The 16,041-nt window shown below is 44.1% G+C and carries 14 protein-coding genes; 11 read left to right on the top strand and 3 right to left on the bottom strand.

Annotated elements, in window-relative coordinates; translation table 11 throughout:
- The first annotated feature begins 729 nt into the window (after positions 1-729).
- The 9 genes from V7K62_RS00750 (at position 730) to V7K62_RS00710 (ending at position 10,573) form a co-directional block, all read left to right on the top strand.
- Positions 730-2,751 carry a phosphodiester glycosidase family protein gene (locus V7K62_RS00750; protein ID WP_334860728.1) on the top strand — a complete coding sequence of 674 codons (2,022 nt, stop codon included), beginning with the start codon at positions 730-732 and terminating at the stop codon, positions 2,749-2,751.
- Positions 2,752-3,198: 447 nt separating this feature from the next.
- Positions 3,199-3,618, top strand: a complete 420-nt coding sequence (locus V7K62_RS00745; protein ID WP_069070111.1) for a cupin domain-containing protein — start codon at positions 3,199-3,201, stop codon at positions 3,616-3,618.
- A gap of 260 nt (positions 3,619-3,878) precedes the next feature.
- A complete protein-coding gene (locus V7K62_RS00740) occupies positions 3,879-4,205 on the top strand; it encodes a HesB/IscA family protein (RefSeq protein ID WP_334861448.1) in 327 nt (108 codons plus the stop codon).
- Between the two features lie 135 nt (positions 4,206-4,340).
- On the top strand, positions 4,341-4,724 hold the full coding sequence (gene rpsL, locus V7K62_RS00735) for a 30S ribosomal protein S12 (RefSeq protein ID WP_012410236.1): 384 nt from the start codon (positions 4,341-4,343) through the stop codon (positions 4,722-4,724).
- 580 nt (positions 4,725-5,304) lie between these two features.
- Positions 5,305-5,775 (top strand): 30S ribosomal protein S7, encoded by a 471-nt coding sequence (gene rpsG, locus V7K62_RS00730; RefSeq protein WP_334860726.1) that lies wholly within the window; start codon positions 5,305-5,307, stop codon positions 5,773-5,775.
- Between the two features lie 137 nt (positions 5,776-5,912).
- On the top strand, positions 5,913-7,991 hold the full coding sequence (fusA, locus tag V7K62_RS00725) for an elongation factor G (protein ID WP_334860724.1): 2,079 nt from the start codon (positions 5,913-5,915) through the stop codon (positions 7,989-7,991).
- 23 nt (positions 7,992-8,014) lie between these two features.
- Positions 8,015-9,244, top strand: coding sequence for an elongation factor Tu (tuf, locus tag V7K62_RS00720; protein ID WP_334860722.1), 1,230 nt, complete (start codon positions 8,015-8,017; stop codon positions 9,242-9,244).
- 179 nt (positions 9,245-9,423) lie between these two features.
- Positions 9,424-9,741: a 30S ribosomal protein S10 gene (gene rpsJ / locus V7K62_RS00715; RefSeq protein WP_008232935.1), complete on the top strand. Its 318-nt coding sequence runs from the start codon at positions 9,424-9,426 to the stop codon at positions 9,739-9,741.
- A 184-nt stretch (positions 9,742-9,925) separates the two neighbouring features.
- Entirely contained in the window at positions 9,926-10,573 is a 648-nt protein-coding gene (locus V7K62_RS00710) for an LON peptidase substrate-binding domain-containing protein (RefSeq protein WP_334860720.1), read from the top strand.
- Positions 10,574-10,693: 120 nt separating this feature from the next.
- On the opposite strand, the gene pheA is transcribed toward V7K62_RS00710, so the two are convergent.
- Positions 10,694-11,569, bottom strand: a complete 876-nt coding sequence (pheA, locus tag V7K62_RS00705; RefSeq protein ID WP_334860718.1) for a prephenate dehydratase — start codon at positions 11,567-11,569, stop codon at positions 10,694-10,696.
- Positions 11,570-11,794: 225 nt separating this feature from the next.
- Here pheA and V7K62_RS00700 point away from each other — a divergent pair, with 225 nt between their 5' ends.
- Together V7K62_RS00700 and V7K62_RS00695 are read left to right on the top strand one after the other, a co-directional pair.
- Positions 11,795-12,181, top strand: coding sequence for a VOC family protein (locus V7K62_RS00700; protein WP_334860716.1), 387 nt, complete (start codon positions 11,795-11,797; stop codon positions 12,179-12,181).
- 71 nt (positions 12,182-12,252) lie between these two features.
- Positions 12,253-12,840 carry a DUF1997 domain-containing protein gene (locus V7K62_RS00695; RefSeq protein WP_334860714.1) on the top strand — a complete coding sequence of 196 codons (588 nt, stop codon included), beginning with the start codon at positions 12,253-12,255 and terminating at the stop codon, positions 12,838-12,840.
- An 8-nt stretch (positions 12,841-12,848) separates the two neighbouring features.
- Here V7K62_RS00695 and V7K62_RS00690 read toward each other — a convergent pair whose 3' ends face one another.
- Entirely contained in the window at positions 12,849-13,505 is a 657-nt protein-coding gene (locus tag V7K62_RS00690) for a ribonuclease HII (RefSeq protein WP_334860712.1), read from the bottom strand.
- Between the two features lie 8 nt (positions 13,506-13,513).
- On the bottom strand, positions 13,514-15,688 hold the full coding sequence (locus tag V7K62_RS00685; protein ID WP_334860710.1) for an Rne/Rng family ribonuclease: 2,175 nt from the start codon (positions 15,686-15,688) through the stop codon (positions 13,514-13,516).
- Between the last annotated feature and the right edge of the window lie 353 nt (positions 15,689-16,041).

The following is a 16,041-nucleotide window of genomic DNA, read 5'->3' as shown; positions in this document are numbered from 1 at the left end:
GCGATGGAGAAATATATAAGCACCGAAATTTAGGGAAAAAAATTTTAACTTCGGTTTTACTTTATTAGTTCATATATGTTAAAATACTTCCGTATATTTTATGTATTTATGCGGGGTTAGACAAGTTACTTCCGCCAAGACATCATTTTTGCCCTGACAGTTTCTTTTTGATATTCTGAAGCTAAGTATTTTCTCAATTCCCTTTTTCCAGATGCACGCTAGCTACTCATAGAGCCTATTTCGGCTCACCTGAAATCAAAACTAAAACTAAACGCTGTACTATGTTCTAAAGGCAAAGTCATCCTGATCCAGCAATAAAATCAGCGTATTACAATATATACCCATTTGACAATTCCCAAATATTTTTGTTGTCGTCTGGAGTTTTGCCGCTTACCAGTTACTGTATGTATTACTATTAACTAGATATTACTGAAGTAATAATATTAGCAACGTTAGGTGAGGATTTAATATCTTAATCTAGTTTTGATAACCAAAACTACCGTATAACCGTATATGGTGTGGTTAGAATTAGTGGGAGTTAAAACACTTCATTGCAGTGGCTTTAGCGTCTAAATAAATTGGTTTATGCCTAAAAGAGATAGCTACCCAAAATATATATTACCATATTTATTCAAAAATAAACTCATGTTTTCTTTATATTTACAAATAATTGGTTAGTTTATACCTTGGGTGATAGTTTTCAAAAGTACCTAGTAAGTTATGGTAAAAATGCCGAATTGTTGCCAATTAAGGATTAGCGAACGCAAGTTTTTTCGGGCTACTGTCTCACCAATACTTTTGACAGCACTGTGCTTAACTACTATCGGTGCTACCAACGCCCAGGAGTCCCCGAAAACCACCAAATCAATACCCCCGTTAGTCTCACAGTCACCTGCACCTCCTTTATCAGGTGTAGCATCCTCTGGTAATCAAATTTCCCTCAATGGACGTACTTTACCAGGAACTTGGTTACAGCAACCTGGAAAATCTGGTCAGGTGACAACTCATCTCAGTGACGGGGCATTCAGGCAATTAATTGGAATAAATTTCTTAAACAGTAGTAATTGGGCGAGGCAACCAATACAGTGGTTTTCGTCGGTGACAACGCCACAGGTTTTAGCCGCCAGGCTACTAGGAGCGTATCGTTATCTGGATATTACTAATTTTGCTCAAACATCTGGCTGGCAAATTCAAGCTAATGGCAACACTTTGGTGATTGCTACCCCAAAAACACAAATCACAAATATTGTTCAGAGCCAGGAACCTCCAGAGGCGAGTGCCCCTTTGCAACAGGCTCGGATTCTTGTCGATTTAGATCGTCCAACTCCTTGGCAAGTTGCACAAGGGTCAGCGATCGCCAAACCGCAACCTCCATCTTCTGATCCAGACACACCAACTCCCAAACCCACTACACCACCAAATCGAGAGTGGACAGTTACCCTGGATGGAATAGCCGACCCTGTTTTGATAGAACGCTATAGTCCCCAGCTACCAGCAGCACCACCAACATTACTGCCAAACCTGCTCAAACAATTATCACCAGCTACACCAATACAACCAATACCACCAGCCCCCCAACCACTGATTCAAAAAGTGGAGGTGGTGAAAAACCAAACGATTATTAGTCTGAGCGTTCCCTTTGGTCTATTGCCTCAAGTTAGTACTGTAGCTAACCCCAATCGCTTGATTATCGATATTCGACCCGATCCTTTAGAAGAGCGGGATATTGCTTGGGCGCCAGGATTGCGCTGGCGACAGCATTATGTCAATTTAGGCACAGAACGCTTTCCGGTGGTCTGGTTAGAAGTTAATCCCCGTAAATTTGGTCTAACGTTGAAACCTATGTGGGCTAGTCCTGATGGACTTGCGGGTACTGCTCCCTTAATTCAAACAGCACAACGTTACTTAGCAGTAGCTGGAATTAACGGTGGTTATTTTAACCGCAATAACAGATTGCCATTGGGTGCGATTCGTCGCGATAGTCAGTGGTTATCAGGCCCGATTCTTAATCGAGGTGCGATCGCTTGGAATGATTCAGGCCAATTTTACTTCGGTCGTCTCACCTTAGAAGAAACTTTAATCGCAGCAAATGACCAGCGCCTACCAATTCTGTTTCTTAACAGCGGTTACGTCCAGAGTGGCATTGCTCGTTATACTCCAGCTTGGGGATCAACTTACACATCCTTGACGGATAACGAAATTATCTTAGTGGTACAGAAAGACCAAATTACTAATCAGTTACCAGGTGGCAAAGTTGGTACGACAGCGGTTCCCATTCCCCAGGATGGCTATCTGTTAACCTTACGCGCTAACGCTGCTAGTGCTGCCTCCCAGCTACCTATTGGAAGCACAGTAAGCATTTCCAGCACTACTGCCCCGGCTGATTTTAGTCGTTATCCCCACATTATCGGAGCGGGGCCGCTATTAGTCCAAAATCGTCAGATTGTCCTTGATGCCAAAGGCGAAAAATTCAGCAATGCCTTTATTGCCGAAAAAGCTATTCGTAGCGGTATTTGCACAACAGCAACAGGCACACTAATGATTACTGCCACACATAATCGTGTCGGCGGTTATGGGCCTAATTTGGCAGAACATGCCCAATTGATGCAACTCATGGGCTGTGTGAATGCCCTAAATTTGGATGGCGGTAGTTCTACCAGCCTTTATTTAGGCGGGCAACTACTCGATCGCTCGCCTAGTACCGCTGCTCGTGTTCATAATGGAATTGGTATTTTCCTGCAACCACGATAACAATTCAAAATTCAAAATTCAAAAATAATTAGCGAATAGGGAAGTCTCTCAATACTTGTCGGTTAAGGGGAAAATGGGAAGGGGAAAGGGCGAAAGAAAAAACCTTTAACCCTTACCCTTTAACCTTTTCCCCGAACCGAATTCCGAGTTGAAAATGCTTAACCGAGCAGTATTGGGAAGTCTCTTAATTGCCAATGCCAATACTTCGACAATGCCCAATGCCCATCCTTTTTTTTAAAGTTTAGAACAAGCTGTCATTTTGCTTGATGAAGACTTCGTGTAGACATCAGAGTTTTAGTAGTGATGGTTTACACCATAAGGTTTGATTTTGCTATGTTTATCAAAGTGCGACAAAATTGCTGATTTTCAAGGTTGCAACATAGCGCCAGATTTTCTATCAATAGTTAAGAGTACCAACGGTTTGTTATGTCTCCAAATGAGGTAACTATGGCTCGATATCAAGAAACTACACAGACTGAAACTCTACACCTACCTCCAGCCATCACTTCTAGGGGCGTTGCTGCAACTGAATTACGTCCTTGGGGTGCTTTTACAGTTTTGGAAGAAGGGCGCGGATACAAAATTAAGCGCATCGAAGTTAAGCCCGGACACCGCCTCAGTCTACAAATGCATCACCACCGCAGTGAACATTGGATTGTCGTCTCTGGTACAGCTAGAGTAGTTTGTGGCGAGAAAGAAGTCCTACTGAGCAATAATGAGTCAACTTATGTACCCCAATGTACATCTCATCGTTTGGAGAATCCTGGCGTGATCCCCTTGGTGTTGATTGAAGTACAAAATGGCGAATACTTGGGAGAAGATGATATTATTCGCTACCAAGATGACTATGCCCGTACCAAAGATTAAAACCAAAAGAACGCTATTAAAGCTCTAAAGGCTTTAATCCCAAAACTGAATACATTTATTGTGTAAAGCGTCTTTGTGAACGAACCACTGCACCCCAGAAGTCCCTACCTAGTTAAGGTGGGGACTGAAGCATCTTAGTGTTATAAATGTAGTAATAGCGATCGCGCTCATGCCTTGGGTGATTTGGAATTTTGCAGAAGCGAGGGTCAACCCATCTGTAAAATGGAAAATGGGGTATTCAATTGCAAAAAACGAGTTCCATGATTCATCTGAGTCAAGCAGCCGTGAGTGAGATTGGGCGAATCAAGTCCAAGCAGCAGCCAAATGTCTTGTTTCGATTGGCAGTAAAAGCAGGTGGTTGTTCCGGGTTCTTTTATGATATGTCCTTCGATCAAGCAATAAAAGTTGGCGACCAGGTTTTCGACTTGGATGAAATTCAAGTAGTCATAGATAAAGCAAGCTTAAATTACCTCAACGGTTTGAGGGTGGATTATTCAGAAGACTTAATGGGTGGTGGTTTTCGCTTCCACAACCCCCAGGCGATCGCTACCTGTGGCTGTGGCAATTCCTTCTCTTTAAGTCATTAGTGATTGATCATTTAGTCAAAAAAAACAAATGGCCAATCACTAAGGAAAAATAACAATTGACATAAAACCGTAAAAAACGATATAATTAGGATTTGTTAAAACTTAGACCATAAGCAGCTTTACGCGCTGTAACTCATGCCAACAATACAGCAGCTAATACGAAATGAACGCGAACAAGCGCGTCAGAAAACCAAGTCCCCTGCTCTTAAACAATGTCCCCAACGTCGGGGAGTTTGTACCAGAGTCTACACGACCACCCCAAAAAAGCCTAACTCAGCCCTACGTAAAGTAGCAAGAGTCAGACTTACTTCTGGATTTGAAGTCACAGCTTACATTCCAGGCATTGGTCACAACTTACAAGAACACTCAGTTGTGATGATTCGTGGCGGTCGGGTTAAGGATCTACCAGGCGTGAGATACCACATTATCCGTGGCACCCTAGATACAGCCGGAGTCAAAGACCGCAAGCAAGGCCGTTCCAAGTATGGAACCAAGCGTCCCAAAGAAGCGAAAAAATAGGATTAGGCGATTAATCGCATCCAACACGATTAATCGTCTATCTTAAAAGCGCCCAAGGGCAAAAAACGATCGCCGTCTGTGTTGTTCTAACAGCAGTTATAAAGGCTGCTAAAGTCTGTTTCAAAAAATCAAGCAAGCTACATCTACACTAAGCGAGCAAGTGTAGAAGTTCTGAGGAGAATGCTGTAACCGACAGCGAAATTCTCATCTGGACATAAAGGTTTATAATCTTGTCGCCTTGAGTATTTAGTTGCAGGTAGCAAGTCAATAAATTTTAGATTTTAGATTTGCGATAGCGTAGCGTTAGCGAGTTATCGAGCGTCTTTTGGATTGATCGAACCCAGAAGGGGATGAGGCTTACAGACTTTTGATTTGTTCAGATCCTTGCGATCGGAACATGTACCGAAAACTTTTAATCCAAAATCCAAAATCCAAAATCCAAAATTGGCAGTCAATAAGTCAGCCTTGCTGCAACAGCCGAAAAAAATTGAGGAAGTCTGAGGGTTGGGTTCTACCACTTTTAGTTTCCGGTGTCTGATAGCATATAATTTCGTTGCCAATTCCGAATTAAAGGTGAAGTATGTCTCGTCGTGGTGTTATTCAAAGGCGCCCAGTTCCGTCTGACTCCGTATATAACAGTCGCCTTGTGAGCATGATTATCAGGCGGATCATGCGTCATGGTAAAAAATCACTTGCCTCACGGATTGTTTATGAAGCATTGAAAACTATTGAGGAACGCACTGGTAGCGCTGCCTTAGAAACCTTTGAAAGAGCAGTGCGAAATGCCACTCCTTTAGTAGAAGTAAAAGCTCGGCGAGTTGGGGGAGCAACCTACCAAGTACCAATGGAAGTGCGTTCAGAACGGGGCACTACCCTAGCACTGCGTTGGTTAGTGCAATATTCCCGCTCTAGACCAGGCCGGACAATGGCAAGCAAACTGGCAAATGAGTTAATGGATGCTGCCAATGAAACTGGAAATGCCATTCGTAAACGGGAAGAAACGCACCGGATGGCGGAAGCAAACAAGGCATTTGCCCACTATCGTTACTAAGTAGAAAAGCGATATATCGCCCTCCCGAAGCTTTATATCGTGGATTTACAAAAAAAGACGGTTTTCCCTAAAAGTATAGAATCTTAACAAAGAGTAATATACAAGATATCATGAGGCAAAAACTATAGGAGGCAGCTGTGGCACGCACGATCCCGCTAGATAAAGTACGCAACATTGGTATTGCGGCGCATATAGATGCGGGCAAAACAACAACAACAGAGAGAATATTATTTTACTCTGGGATAATTCATAAAATTGGCGAAGTTCATGAAGGAACTGCCGTCACAGACTGGATGGAGCAGGAACGGGAGCGGGGAATTACCATTACTGCTGCTGCTATTAGTACCAGTTGGAAAGATCATCAAATTAACATTATCGATACTCCAGGTCACGTAGACTTCACAATTGAAGTTGAGCGTTCCATGCGCGTGTTGGATGGTGTAATCGCAGTATTTTGTTCTGTGGGCGGCGTGCAACCGCAGTCTGAGACAGTGTGGCGTCAAGCAGAACGCTACAAAGTTCCTCGGATAGCCTTTATCAACAAGATGGATCGCACCGGAGCGAACTTTTATAAAGTTCACGAGCAAATTCGCGATCGCCTACGGGCGAATGCGATCGCCATTCAACTACCAATTGGCAGTGAAAATGACTTCCAAGGTATTGTCGATTTAGTACGGCAACGTGCGTATATTTACGCCAATGACCAAGGAACTGATATCCAGGAAACCGATATCCCGGAAGAATTGCAAGCGCAGGTAGACGAATTCCGCACCAAGCTCATAGAAGCCGCAGCAGAAACCGATGATGCTCTGATGGCTAAGTACTTCGATGGCGAAGAACTCACAGAACAGGAAGTTCGGACTGCCCTGCGTAAAGGCACAATTGCGGGGAAAATTGTCCCAGTACTTTGCGGTTCAGCATTCAAAAACAAAGGCGTGCAGTTGATGCTGGATGCCGTTGTCGATTACCTGCCAGCGCCAAGTGAAGTACCGCCAATTCAAGGCTTATTGCCGAATGGCGAGGCTGTTGAGCGGCGGGCTGATGACAACGAACCCCTAGCGGCTCTGGCATTCAAGATTATGGCTGACCCTTACGGTCGCCTGACATTTGTTCGCGTTTATTCTGGTGTCCTGAAAAAGGGCAGCTACGTTCTCAACGCTAGTAAGAATAAAAAAGAACGGGTTTCCCGCCTAGTTCTAATGAAGGCAGATGACCGACAAGATGTCGATGAACTGCGGGCGGGTGATTTGGGAGCAGCTCTGGGATTGAAAGACACCTTGACAGGTGACACACTCTGTGATGATGCATCGCCAGTAATTCTGGAATCCCTATTCATTCCTGAGCCTGTAATCTCGGTGGCGGTTGAACCCAAAACCAAGAACGACATGGACAAGCTGTCCAAGGCTCTGCAATCTCTCTCAGAAGAAGACCCGACCTTCCGAGTCCGCGTCGATCCGGAAACAAACCAAACCGTGATCGCGGGGATGGGAGAGCTACACCTAGAAATTCTAGTAGACCGGATGTTACGAGAATTCAAGGTGGAAGCGAACGTAGGTGCGCCGCAAGTAGCTTACCGAGAAACAATTCGGAAAGCTGTGAACAAAGTTGAGGGCAAATTCATCCGCCAAAGTGGTGGTAAAGGTCAATACGGTCACGTTGTGATCAATTTGGAGCCTGGAGAACCCGGTACTGGCTTTGAATTCGTCTCCAAAATCGCTGGTGGTACAGTACCTAAAGAGTACGTTGGCCCCGCAGAACAAGGAATGAAAGAAAGCTGCGAATCCGGTGTTCTAGCTGGATATCCGTTAATTGACGTCAAAGCGACGCTAATTGATGGGTCATACCACGATGTAGACTCTTCGGAAATGGCTTTCAAAATCGCTGGCTCAATGGCGATGAAAGAGGCTGTGCTGAAAGCTTCACCCGTCCTCTTAGAGCCTATGATGAAAGTTGAAGTTGAAGTTCCTGAAGACTATATCGGGAACGTCATTGGCGACCTCATCTCCCGCCGAGGGCAGATTGAAAGCCAAAGCACCGAACAGGGAATCGCTAAGGTCGCATCCAAAGTTCCACTAGCGACCATGTTTGGCTACGCCACTGATATTCGGTCAAAGACGCAAGGTCGGGGTATCTTCACGATGGAGTTCAGCCACTACGAAGAGGTGCCTCGCAGCGTAGCTGAAACTATCATTGCAAAAAGCAAAGGGAACGCTTAGTTAAAATAAGGAAATGAGTATTCATGGCACGCGCAAAGTTTGAAAGGAATAAACCCCACATTAATATCGGTACAGTTGGCCACGTTGACCACGGTAAAACTACCTTGACAGCAGCCATCACCATGACCTTGGCAGCGATGGGTCAGGCTGTAGCTAAGGGCTACGACCAAATTGATAATGCCCCAGAAGAAAAGGCACGGGGTATTACCATCAATACTGCTCACGTAGAGTATGAAACTGCAAGTCGGCACTATGCTCACGTAGACTGTCCAGGACACGCTGACTATGTGAAGAACATGATCACCGGTGCTGCCCAAATGGACGGAGGTATCCTCGTAGTAGCTGCTACCGATGGCCCGATGCCCCAAACCCGCGAACACATTCTGTTGGCAAAACAGGTTGGCGTTCCCAGTCTGGTTGTCTTCTTGAACAAAGAAGACTTGATGGATGACCCAGAACTCTTGGAACTGGTAGAACTAGAACTTCGAGAATTGCTCTCTAGCTACGATTTTCCTGGTGACGACATCCCCATTGTCAAAGGCTCTGGTCTGCAAGCTCTGGAAGCGATGACCAAGAATCCCAAGACCAAACGAGGAGAAAATCCCTGGGTAGACAAAATCTATGAGCTGATGGATGCTGTAGATTCTTACATCCCCACTCCTGAGCGGGATGTTGATAAACCCTTCCTGATGGCTGTAGAAGATGTATTCTCAATCACAGGTCGTGGTACTGTTGCCACCGGTCGGATTGAGCGGGGTATAGTTAAAGTTGGCGATAACGTTGAACTAGTGGGTATCAGAGATACTCGCGCCACTACCGTAACTGGTATTGAAATGTTCAAAAAGAGTCTTGACCAAGGTATGGCTGGGGATAACGCTGGCGTACTTCTCCGGGGTATCCAGAAGGCTGATATTGAACGGGGTATGGTAATTGCCAAACCAGGTTCAATTAAACCTCACATGGAATTTGAAGGTGAAGTATACGTTTTAACAGAAAAAGAAGGTGGTCGTAAAACTCCATTTTTCGCTGGCTACCGTCCCCAGTTCTACGTGCGGACAACTGATGTAACTGGTACTATCAAAGCCTACACCTCTGATGAAGGCAAAGAAGTAGAAATGGTGATGCCAGGCGATCGCATCAAGATGACAGTAGAATTGATCAACGCGATCGCTATTGAACAAGGAATGCGCTTCGCTATCCGCGAAGGTGGTCGCACCATCGGTGCTGGTGTCGTCTCCAAAATTCTGAAGTAGCACCTTTTTGCTCATAACAAAGGAGCAGAGATGGTATAATGCCTCTCTGCTCCTTTCTCTTCCCTCTATAAATAAGGTAATAGGTTACAGGGGACAGGTAATAGTTTTCTGTAACCTATAACTTGTAACCTTTAACCTGTAAATACTCCCCTAATTACGCAGAACCTGGAAAATTAAAGATGGCAACTCTACAGCAGCAGAAGATTAGAATTCGCTTACAAGCCTTTGACAGGCGCTTATTAGATACATCTTGCGAGAAGATTGTAGACACAGCTAACCGCACCAACGCTACAGCCATAGGCCCAATTCCTTTACCAACAAAACGCCGGATCTATTGTGTGCTGCGATCGCCTCACGTAGATAAAGATTCACGAGAACACTTTGAAACCCGTACTCATCGCCGGATTATTGACATTTATCAGCCCTCTTCTAAGACTATTGATGCCCTGATGAAATTGGATCTACCATCGGGTGTAGATATCGAAGTCAAACTTTAATTAGTTATTAGTCATTAGTCATTAGTACTCAGACAAATGACACTAGTATGAATATTTACATAGCCCTGAAGAAATATATCTCAGGGCTTTTATTTAGCTAGGAAACAAATGATAGAATGTAGAGAAAGTACGGGAAAAGCAGAGAAAAATTATTTTTTAAGATTAAGTTTATACCAAAGTAACAATGACATCATCTTCTAAAATTGCAGTTCGCGAACTACCTCTGTTCCCGTTACCCGAAGTAGTTCTGTTTCCTACCAGACCATTACCCCTGCACATCTTTGAATTTCGCTACCGAATCATGATGAACACGATTTTGTCAAGCGACCGCAGGTTCGGTGTTTTGATGTTTGATCCAGTCAAAGGTACAATTGCAAACACTGGTTGCTGTGCCGAAATCATTCATCACCAACGGCTGCCAGATGATCGGATCAAGATGATGACTTTAGGGCAGCAAAGATTTCGTGTATTAGAGTATGTTCGTGAAAAGCCATACCGGGTTGGCTTAGTTGAGTGGATTGAAGACCAACCACCAACTAAAGATTTGCGACCTTTATCAACTGAGGTAGAACAACTACTGCGAGATGTTGTGCGTCTGTCAGCCAAATTAACCGAGCAAAATATCGAATTACCAGAAGATTTGCCTGATCTACCAACAGAGTTATCTTATTGGGTAGCTAGTAATCTTTACGGTGTCGCCGCAGAGCAGCAATTATTGTTAGAAATGCAAGATACTGTAACTCGTCTAGAGCGGGAAGCAGAAATTTTAACTTCTACTCGTAATCACTTAGCAGCTCGGGCTGTTCTCAAAGACACATTTAGTGATAAGTGAGGAGTGAGGAGTGAGGAGTGAGGAGTGAGGAGTTAGGAAGAAATAACAAAAAATAAAAGATTGACAACTGATAATTTATAGTCTCTAACTAATAACTGATAACTGATAACTCCTAACTTTTCAAGTAACAGCGCTGATCGGTAAAACATTGTAAGCGCCAATAACTTTTAAAATCTCTGTGTGAATAGTTAATTCTGCTAAAGCCGATTGCATTTGTGCTTCTTTGGCATCCGCTTCTAAATCCATGAAAAATAAGTATTCGCCTAGCGATCGCTTTGTCGGACGAGATTCAATCCGGCTAAGGTTAATTCCTAGTTGAGCGAATATTTGCAAAGGTTTGACCAATGCTCCAGGTGTGTTGGCAGGCATACTAAAAGCCAGAGATGTGTGACTGGTAGGCACTTTTGTTTTCTGGTATCCAGTGTCCGCTTCACCCTGACTTACTACCCAAAAACGAGTAAAGTTTTCTGGATAGTCATTAATACCACTAGCTAGTATCGGCAATTTGTAGAGTTGAGCCGCTCTGCTAGAAGCGATCGCTGCTGTTGTTGGATCTTGCTCCAACTGCTGTAGTGCTTCGGTTGTAGAATTGCTGAGAATAATCTGTACAGTCGGCAGAAACCGCTCTAACCATCCCTGACATTGTGCCAAAGCTTGCGGGTGAGAGTAAACAGTTTTAATCTTATCTAAGCTAGACGCGCAGGAGATTAACGTATGGGCAATGGGTAATACCAAAGCCAACTGAATTCGCAAACTGTCTAACTGCCAGAGTGTATCCAGTGTTGTGGTAACACTCCCTTCAATAGAATTTTCCACTGGCACAACAGCCAGGTGAGCTTGACCATCAGTAACAGCGTGCAGTGACTGCGAGATGGTGGGATAGGGACATAACGTAGCTTCAACTCCCGTACTTTTAGTCAACCAGTTGACATAAAGAACAGCTGCTTGTTCTGTGTAAGTGCCGGGAGGCCCTAAATGTGCGATCGATATAGTCATGTGTTTATTAGTTATATATTCAATTTATAAACTATATCGTGAGTCAACCCAGCCTTTCTTTATTGACCAATAATATTGCTTTAATTTGATTCATTTAATTATGTATAAGTTATTTAGATAGTGTCATTATGCAGTTCATAGCTATACAACAGTGTAGGTGCTTGACTAAGTAGAGCAAATATACTAACTTAATTTCAATAGTTATTTCAGTAATAAATAAAGATTATGAAGTTCTCCTACACAATTCTCTATGTAAAAGATGTCACCCAATCGGTCGCTTTTTATGAAAAGGCATTTGGACTGAAACAGCAGTTTATTCACGAGAGCAAACAATACGCTGAGATGGAAACAGGTGGAACTACTCTCGCTTTCGCCTCAAATGAACTTGCAAAATCTAACCTCCCCGAAGGATTCCAAGAAAACAGTCTGTTAAATCTACCTGCTGGTATTGAGGTTGGTTTTGTAACAGATGATATAGCAGCAGCTTTGTCGCGTGCTATAGAAGCTGGTGGTGTGGTTGTTGTAGATGCCAAAGTTAAGCCTTGGGGACAAACAGTGGCTTATGTCCGTGATTTGGATGGAATTCTTGTTGAAATTGCTAGTCCCATGTAAACTAAATTAAAAAAATAAACACAAGAAATTAATCAATAATAGAAGTATCAAACAATTACTTCCTTCAATTCATGGCTACCAAGTTTACTGCCTCACAATCAGTGGAAATTGCTGTTCCAGAGCAGCCTATTCCCATTCAGCACTACTTGCGTCAGCCTCAGCGTTTGGTTAAGGCTTTAGGTGACAATAGCCGGATTCAGCAGCTTTCTGAGGAAGTATTTCGCTTGAAAATGCGTCCGCTAAGTTTTATGTCACTAAGTATTCAACCTACTGTAGACATGAGAGTGTGGGCGGAATCAAATGGAGTTATTTATTTGCGATCGCTAGGCTGTGAAATCCTGGGTTTCGAGTATATTAACCAGCGCTTTGCTCTCAATTTAAAAGGGTATTTGTCTCCCAAAGAGTTTAGCACTGGCACTCGCCTGCAAGGAAAAGCTGATTTAGAAGTGCTGGTGGATTTCCCACCACCATTTTCCTTCACTCCTAAGCCGATTTTAGAAGCTACTGGCAATGGTTTGCTTAAAAGCGTGCTGTTGTCAGTCAAGCAACGGTTATTAAATCAACTTTTGACGGATTATCGCTACTGGGTGATATCACAAACTAAAGATAGAGGACTTGACGGTGATAGTACTGAATTACCAATCCTGAATGCTGAGTAATTATTTAATCACTCAACACTCAGACCTTTGATTTGGCAAGGACGAAAAGACTGACGATGCAGAGGCGAGGGCCCATATTCTTGCAAGGCCAGCAAATGTCGCTGGCTACCATAACCCTTGTTACACTCCAGGTTGTACATAGGGTATTTTAATGCTAAACGCATTACCAGATCGTCACGCCAAACCTTAGCGACAATACTAGCAGAGGCAATAGCGAGCGATCGCTCGTCACCTTTGACTATTGTTTGCTGTGGCAGTAGCAAGTCTTTGATTAATTGATTGCCGTCAACCAAGCAGATTGCAGGCTGTACCTTCAACTTCAGCACAGCTCGCTTCATTGCTAACAGCGTTGCTTGCAAAATATTTATCTTGTCAATTTCGCCAGTAGAAGCGAACCCAATTTTCCAGTCTATAGCCAGCGCACAAATTTGCTGCGCTAGCTGAGTTCTCCGAGAACTAGACAACTTTTTACTGTCTTTGATTTTAGCTGCCATCAGTATTGGCAAAGCGCGATCTGGTAGGATCACTGCTGCCGCCACCACAGGGCCAAATAGAGCACCTCGCCCTACTTCATCAACACCTGCAACCAACCCTGGAATCCCTGACAAGGTAGAAAACTCCAGCCAAGTGGATTCTTCCAAAGGCGTTGGCGATGTTTCTACCATAAAGCAAATTAATTATCCTCGATCGCTGAGGAACGACGACGGCGGCGACGGCTGGCAGTAGCGCTGCTATTGGCTTCACTTTCATCTGCAAACTCGTTGGCTTCGGCGGCTTTCGCAGACAAGTGTCCCGAAGGATTCACAGTCAACTCCGATGGTTCAGTTGTTTCTTCGAGCAAAGATTTTTGTTCTGGCTCAATAACTTTTGGTGTCGGTATTTTGCTAGGGGTTATTTCAGGTGTTACTTTTTGAGCAATAGTGGTTATTTCAGGTGTTGCTTTTTGGACAATAGCAGTTATTTCAGGTATTGCTTTTTGGACAATAGTTGATTCTGAGGTTGATTCAGTTGGGGTTGTTGGCAATTGACCAGGCTGAATCACATTAATAATCACAGACTTGGTATTTTTAACCTCTTGCTCTAACTTCACCAAGGGAGATATTCCCATCAAGGCAAACATATCCTGTTCCTGAAGGCTCATTTCTACAGTTCTAATCTCCGGTGGTTCTACCACTGGTTTAACTGGTTCTGCCTTGATAACTTTAGTGCGCTCTACTCTTTCACTCCAACCTGGTTTACCAAGGGTGGGTGAGGGTATCTCTGGTGCAACTCCTAGTTCTGGTTCCACATCTAGGTCTAAGTCTGGCTCGTTAACAAAAGCCAGTGGATTGGGAACAACCCGAGATTCATCTTTCCCATTTAACCCATTGACACCAATTCGACTGCGGCGAGTGCGGGTACGACGCTTATCATTAAGCTCTTGATAACTAGGATGATTGATCAGATTTAGGTTACTCAATTCCGAATCGCCCTCAAATGCTTCCCCAAATCCATCATAGGTTTCTCGTGGTTCCGGGGTGCGGGCAGATGGCTGACGTGGTTCTCGGTGAGGCAGGGATACAAAACGCTCACGCTCTGGTGTCTCTGCCGGTATTGGTAATCGGTTTTCGATTTCTCCAGGGAGACGCACGGTATGTCCTAAACCGCCACAGGTGGGGCAAGTTTCACCAAACAATTCGTAAATATTTTGACCCTGACGTTTGCGGGTCAATTCTACTAAGCCTAGTTCGGTGAGTTGGGCAATCTGGGGACGAGCTTTGTCTGCTTTGAGTCCTTTATTAAAGTGTTCGAGAACTTGTAGTTGGTCACGTCGCGATTCCATATCAATAAAATCAACGACGATCACTCCGGCGATATTCCGCAGACGCAACTGGCGAGCAATTTCTGTTGCAGCTTCGCAGTTTGTCCACAAAACTGTTTCTCTCGCTGTTGCCGATCGCGTAAAGGAACCTGAGTTAACATCGATTACGGTTAATGCCTCCGTCGGCTCAATGATGATGTAACCGCCTGAAGGTAGGTCTACTCTTGGTTTCAGGGCTTCTCGAATGGCGGCAGTGATGCGGAAGTACTCTAAAATTGGGGAGCGATCGCGGTGATGGTCAATCAACAATCCCTGCGGTGTTTGACCGCCACTCCAATTTTGCAAGTACTGTTTGACGCGCTTCAAACCAGTACTGGAATCCACGACAATCCGATTTACATCCGCGCCGTACATATCCCGCAATACGCGCTGGATAAAGTCATCATCTCGGTTGAGCAGTGCTGGAGCGCGGGTAGAATGGGCTTCCTGCTGAATGGACTCCCATTGCTTTTGCAGCAACTCCAAATCTTCCATAATTGCTTCTTCGGGTTTGCCTTCGGCTTCTGTACGCACGAGCAAACCCATTCCCGCCGGTTTGACCAAAATCGCCAGCGCTCGCAAGCGGTTGCGCTCACTTTCACTTTTAATTCGTCGGGATAAATTTACGCCTCTACCATAAGGCATCAGTACTACGTAGCGTCCAGGTAAGGTAATATTACCAGTGAGTCTGGGCCCTTTTGTCCCCGTTGGCTCTTTCATTACTTGCACTAAAACTTTCTGCTGTGGTGCAAGTAGTTCTGTAATTGCTGCTGCGGTACGCTTTAGCTTCAATGGCCCCAAGTCGGTGACGTGAATAAAACCGTTGCGCTCTGGGTCGCCAATATTGACAAAAGCCGCATCTATCCCAGGTAATACATTTTCTACTACTCCTAAGTAGATATCACCTATTTGGTGATGACCCGTAGCAACAACGAGTTCCTGTATTTGATCTTCAGAAAAAACCGCAGCAATTTGGTGCTGCTCCGCGATGATAATTTGTTTTGGCATTCAATTTCCTCAAAAATTGGCAGCACTTACAGGTTTGAGGTTTGTTGTATCAAGTCCGGTTAATTACTTAATAATTCAAAACTACCTGCGTCTCCGCGTCAGTTTTAATTACCAGTGTTTCTCGGTTTGATATTATACTTTTGCTGCCCTCACAACCCTCAAAAGGCGCTACTGGTAATAAAAATCGCAAATCTGAGCTTCTAAGTTAAATAGCTATTGGCGCTCTTAAGAGCGTTTCCCCGGCTGATTATTCCTGAACTGCTGCATATCGTTTAAGCAATTAAATCAACCGTCCGTGGTTGATTTGTGATGCAATACCCTCAAATCTTGAGAGTTCTGAGTTGAAAGTTCTA

Source organism: Nostoc sp. (assembly GCF_036917935.1).
In the GTDB taxonomy this organism is placed as follows: Bacteria; Cyanobacteriota; Cyanobacteriia; order Cyanobacteriales; family Nostocaceae; genus Nostoc.
The sequence above is the reverse complement of the archived record's forward strand: the minus strand, read 5'-3'. Positions and strand labels throughout refer to the sequence as shown.

What these genes read in the sequence shown, in the direction of transcription:
- V7K62_RS00750 (WP_334860728.1), top strand. Translation starts at nt 730, where the DNA reads ATGCCGAATTGTTGCCAATTAAGGATTAGCGAACGCAAGTTTTTTCGG.
- V7K62_RS00745 (WP_069070111.1), top strand. Translation starts at nt 3,199, where the DNA reads ATGGCTCGATATCAAGAAACTACACAGACTGAAACTCTACACCTACCT.
- V7K62_RS00740 (WP_334861448.1), top strand. Translation starts at nt 3,879, where the DNA reads ATGATTCATCTGAGTCAAGCAGCCGTGAGTGAGATTGGGCGAATCAAG.
- rpsL (WP_012410236.1), top strand. Translation starts at nt 4,341, where the DNA reads ATGCCAACAATACAGCAGCTAATACGAAATGAACGCGAACAAGCGCGT.
- rpsG (WP_334860726.1), top strand. Translation starts at nt 5,305, where the DNA reads ATGTCTCGTCGTGGTGTTATTCAAAGGCGCCCAGTTCCGTCTGACTCC.
- tuf (WP_334860722.1), top strand. Translation starts at nt 8,015, where the DNA reads ATGGCACGCGCAAAGTTTGAAAGGAATAAACCCCACATTAATATCGGT.
- rpsJ (WP_008232935.1), top strand. Translation starts at nt 9,424, where the DNA reads ATGGCAACTCTACAGCAGCAGAAGATTAGAATTCGCTTACAAGCCTTT.
- V7K62_RS00710 (WP_334860720.1), top strand. Translation starts at nt 9,926, where the DNA reads ATGACATCATCTTCTAAAATTGCAGTTCGCGAACTACCTCTGTTCCCG.
- pheA (WP_334860718.1), bottom strand. Translation starts at nt 11,569, where the DNA reads ATGACTATATCGATCGCACATTTAGGGCCTCCCGGCACTTACACAGAA.
- V7K62_RS00700 (WP_334860716.1), top strand. Translation starts at nt 11,795, where the DNA reads ATGAAGTTCTCCTACACAATTCTCTATGTAAAAGATGTCACCCAATCG.
- V7K62_RS00695 (WP_334860714.1), top strand. Translation starts at nt 12,253, where the DNA reads ATGGCTACCAAGTTTACTGCCTCACAATCAGTGGAAATTGCTGTTCCA.
- V7K62_RS00690 (WP_334860712.1), bottom strand. Translation starts at nt 13,505, where the DNA reads ATGGTAGAAACATCGCCAACGCCTTTGGAAGAATCCACTTGGCTGGAG.
- V7K62_RS00685 (WP_334860710.1), bottom strand. Translation starts at nt 15,688, where the DNA reads ATGCCAAAACAAATTATCATCGCGGAGCAGCACCAAATTGCTGCGGTT.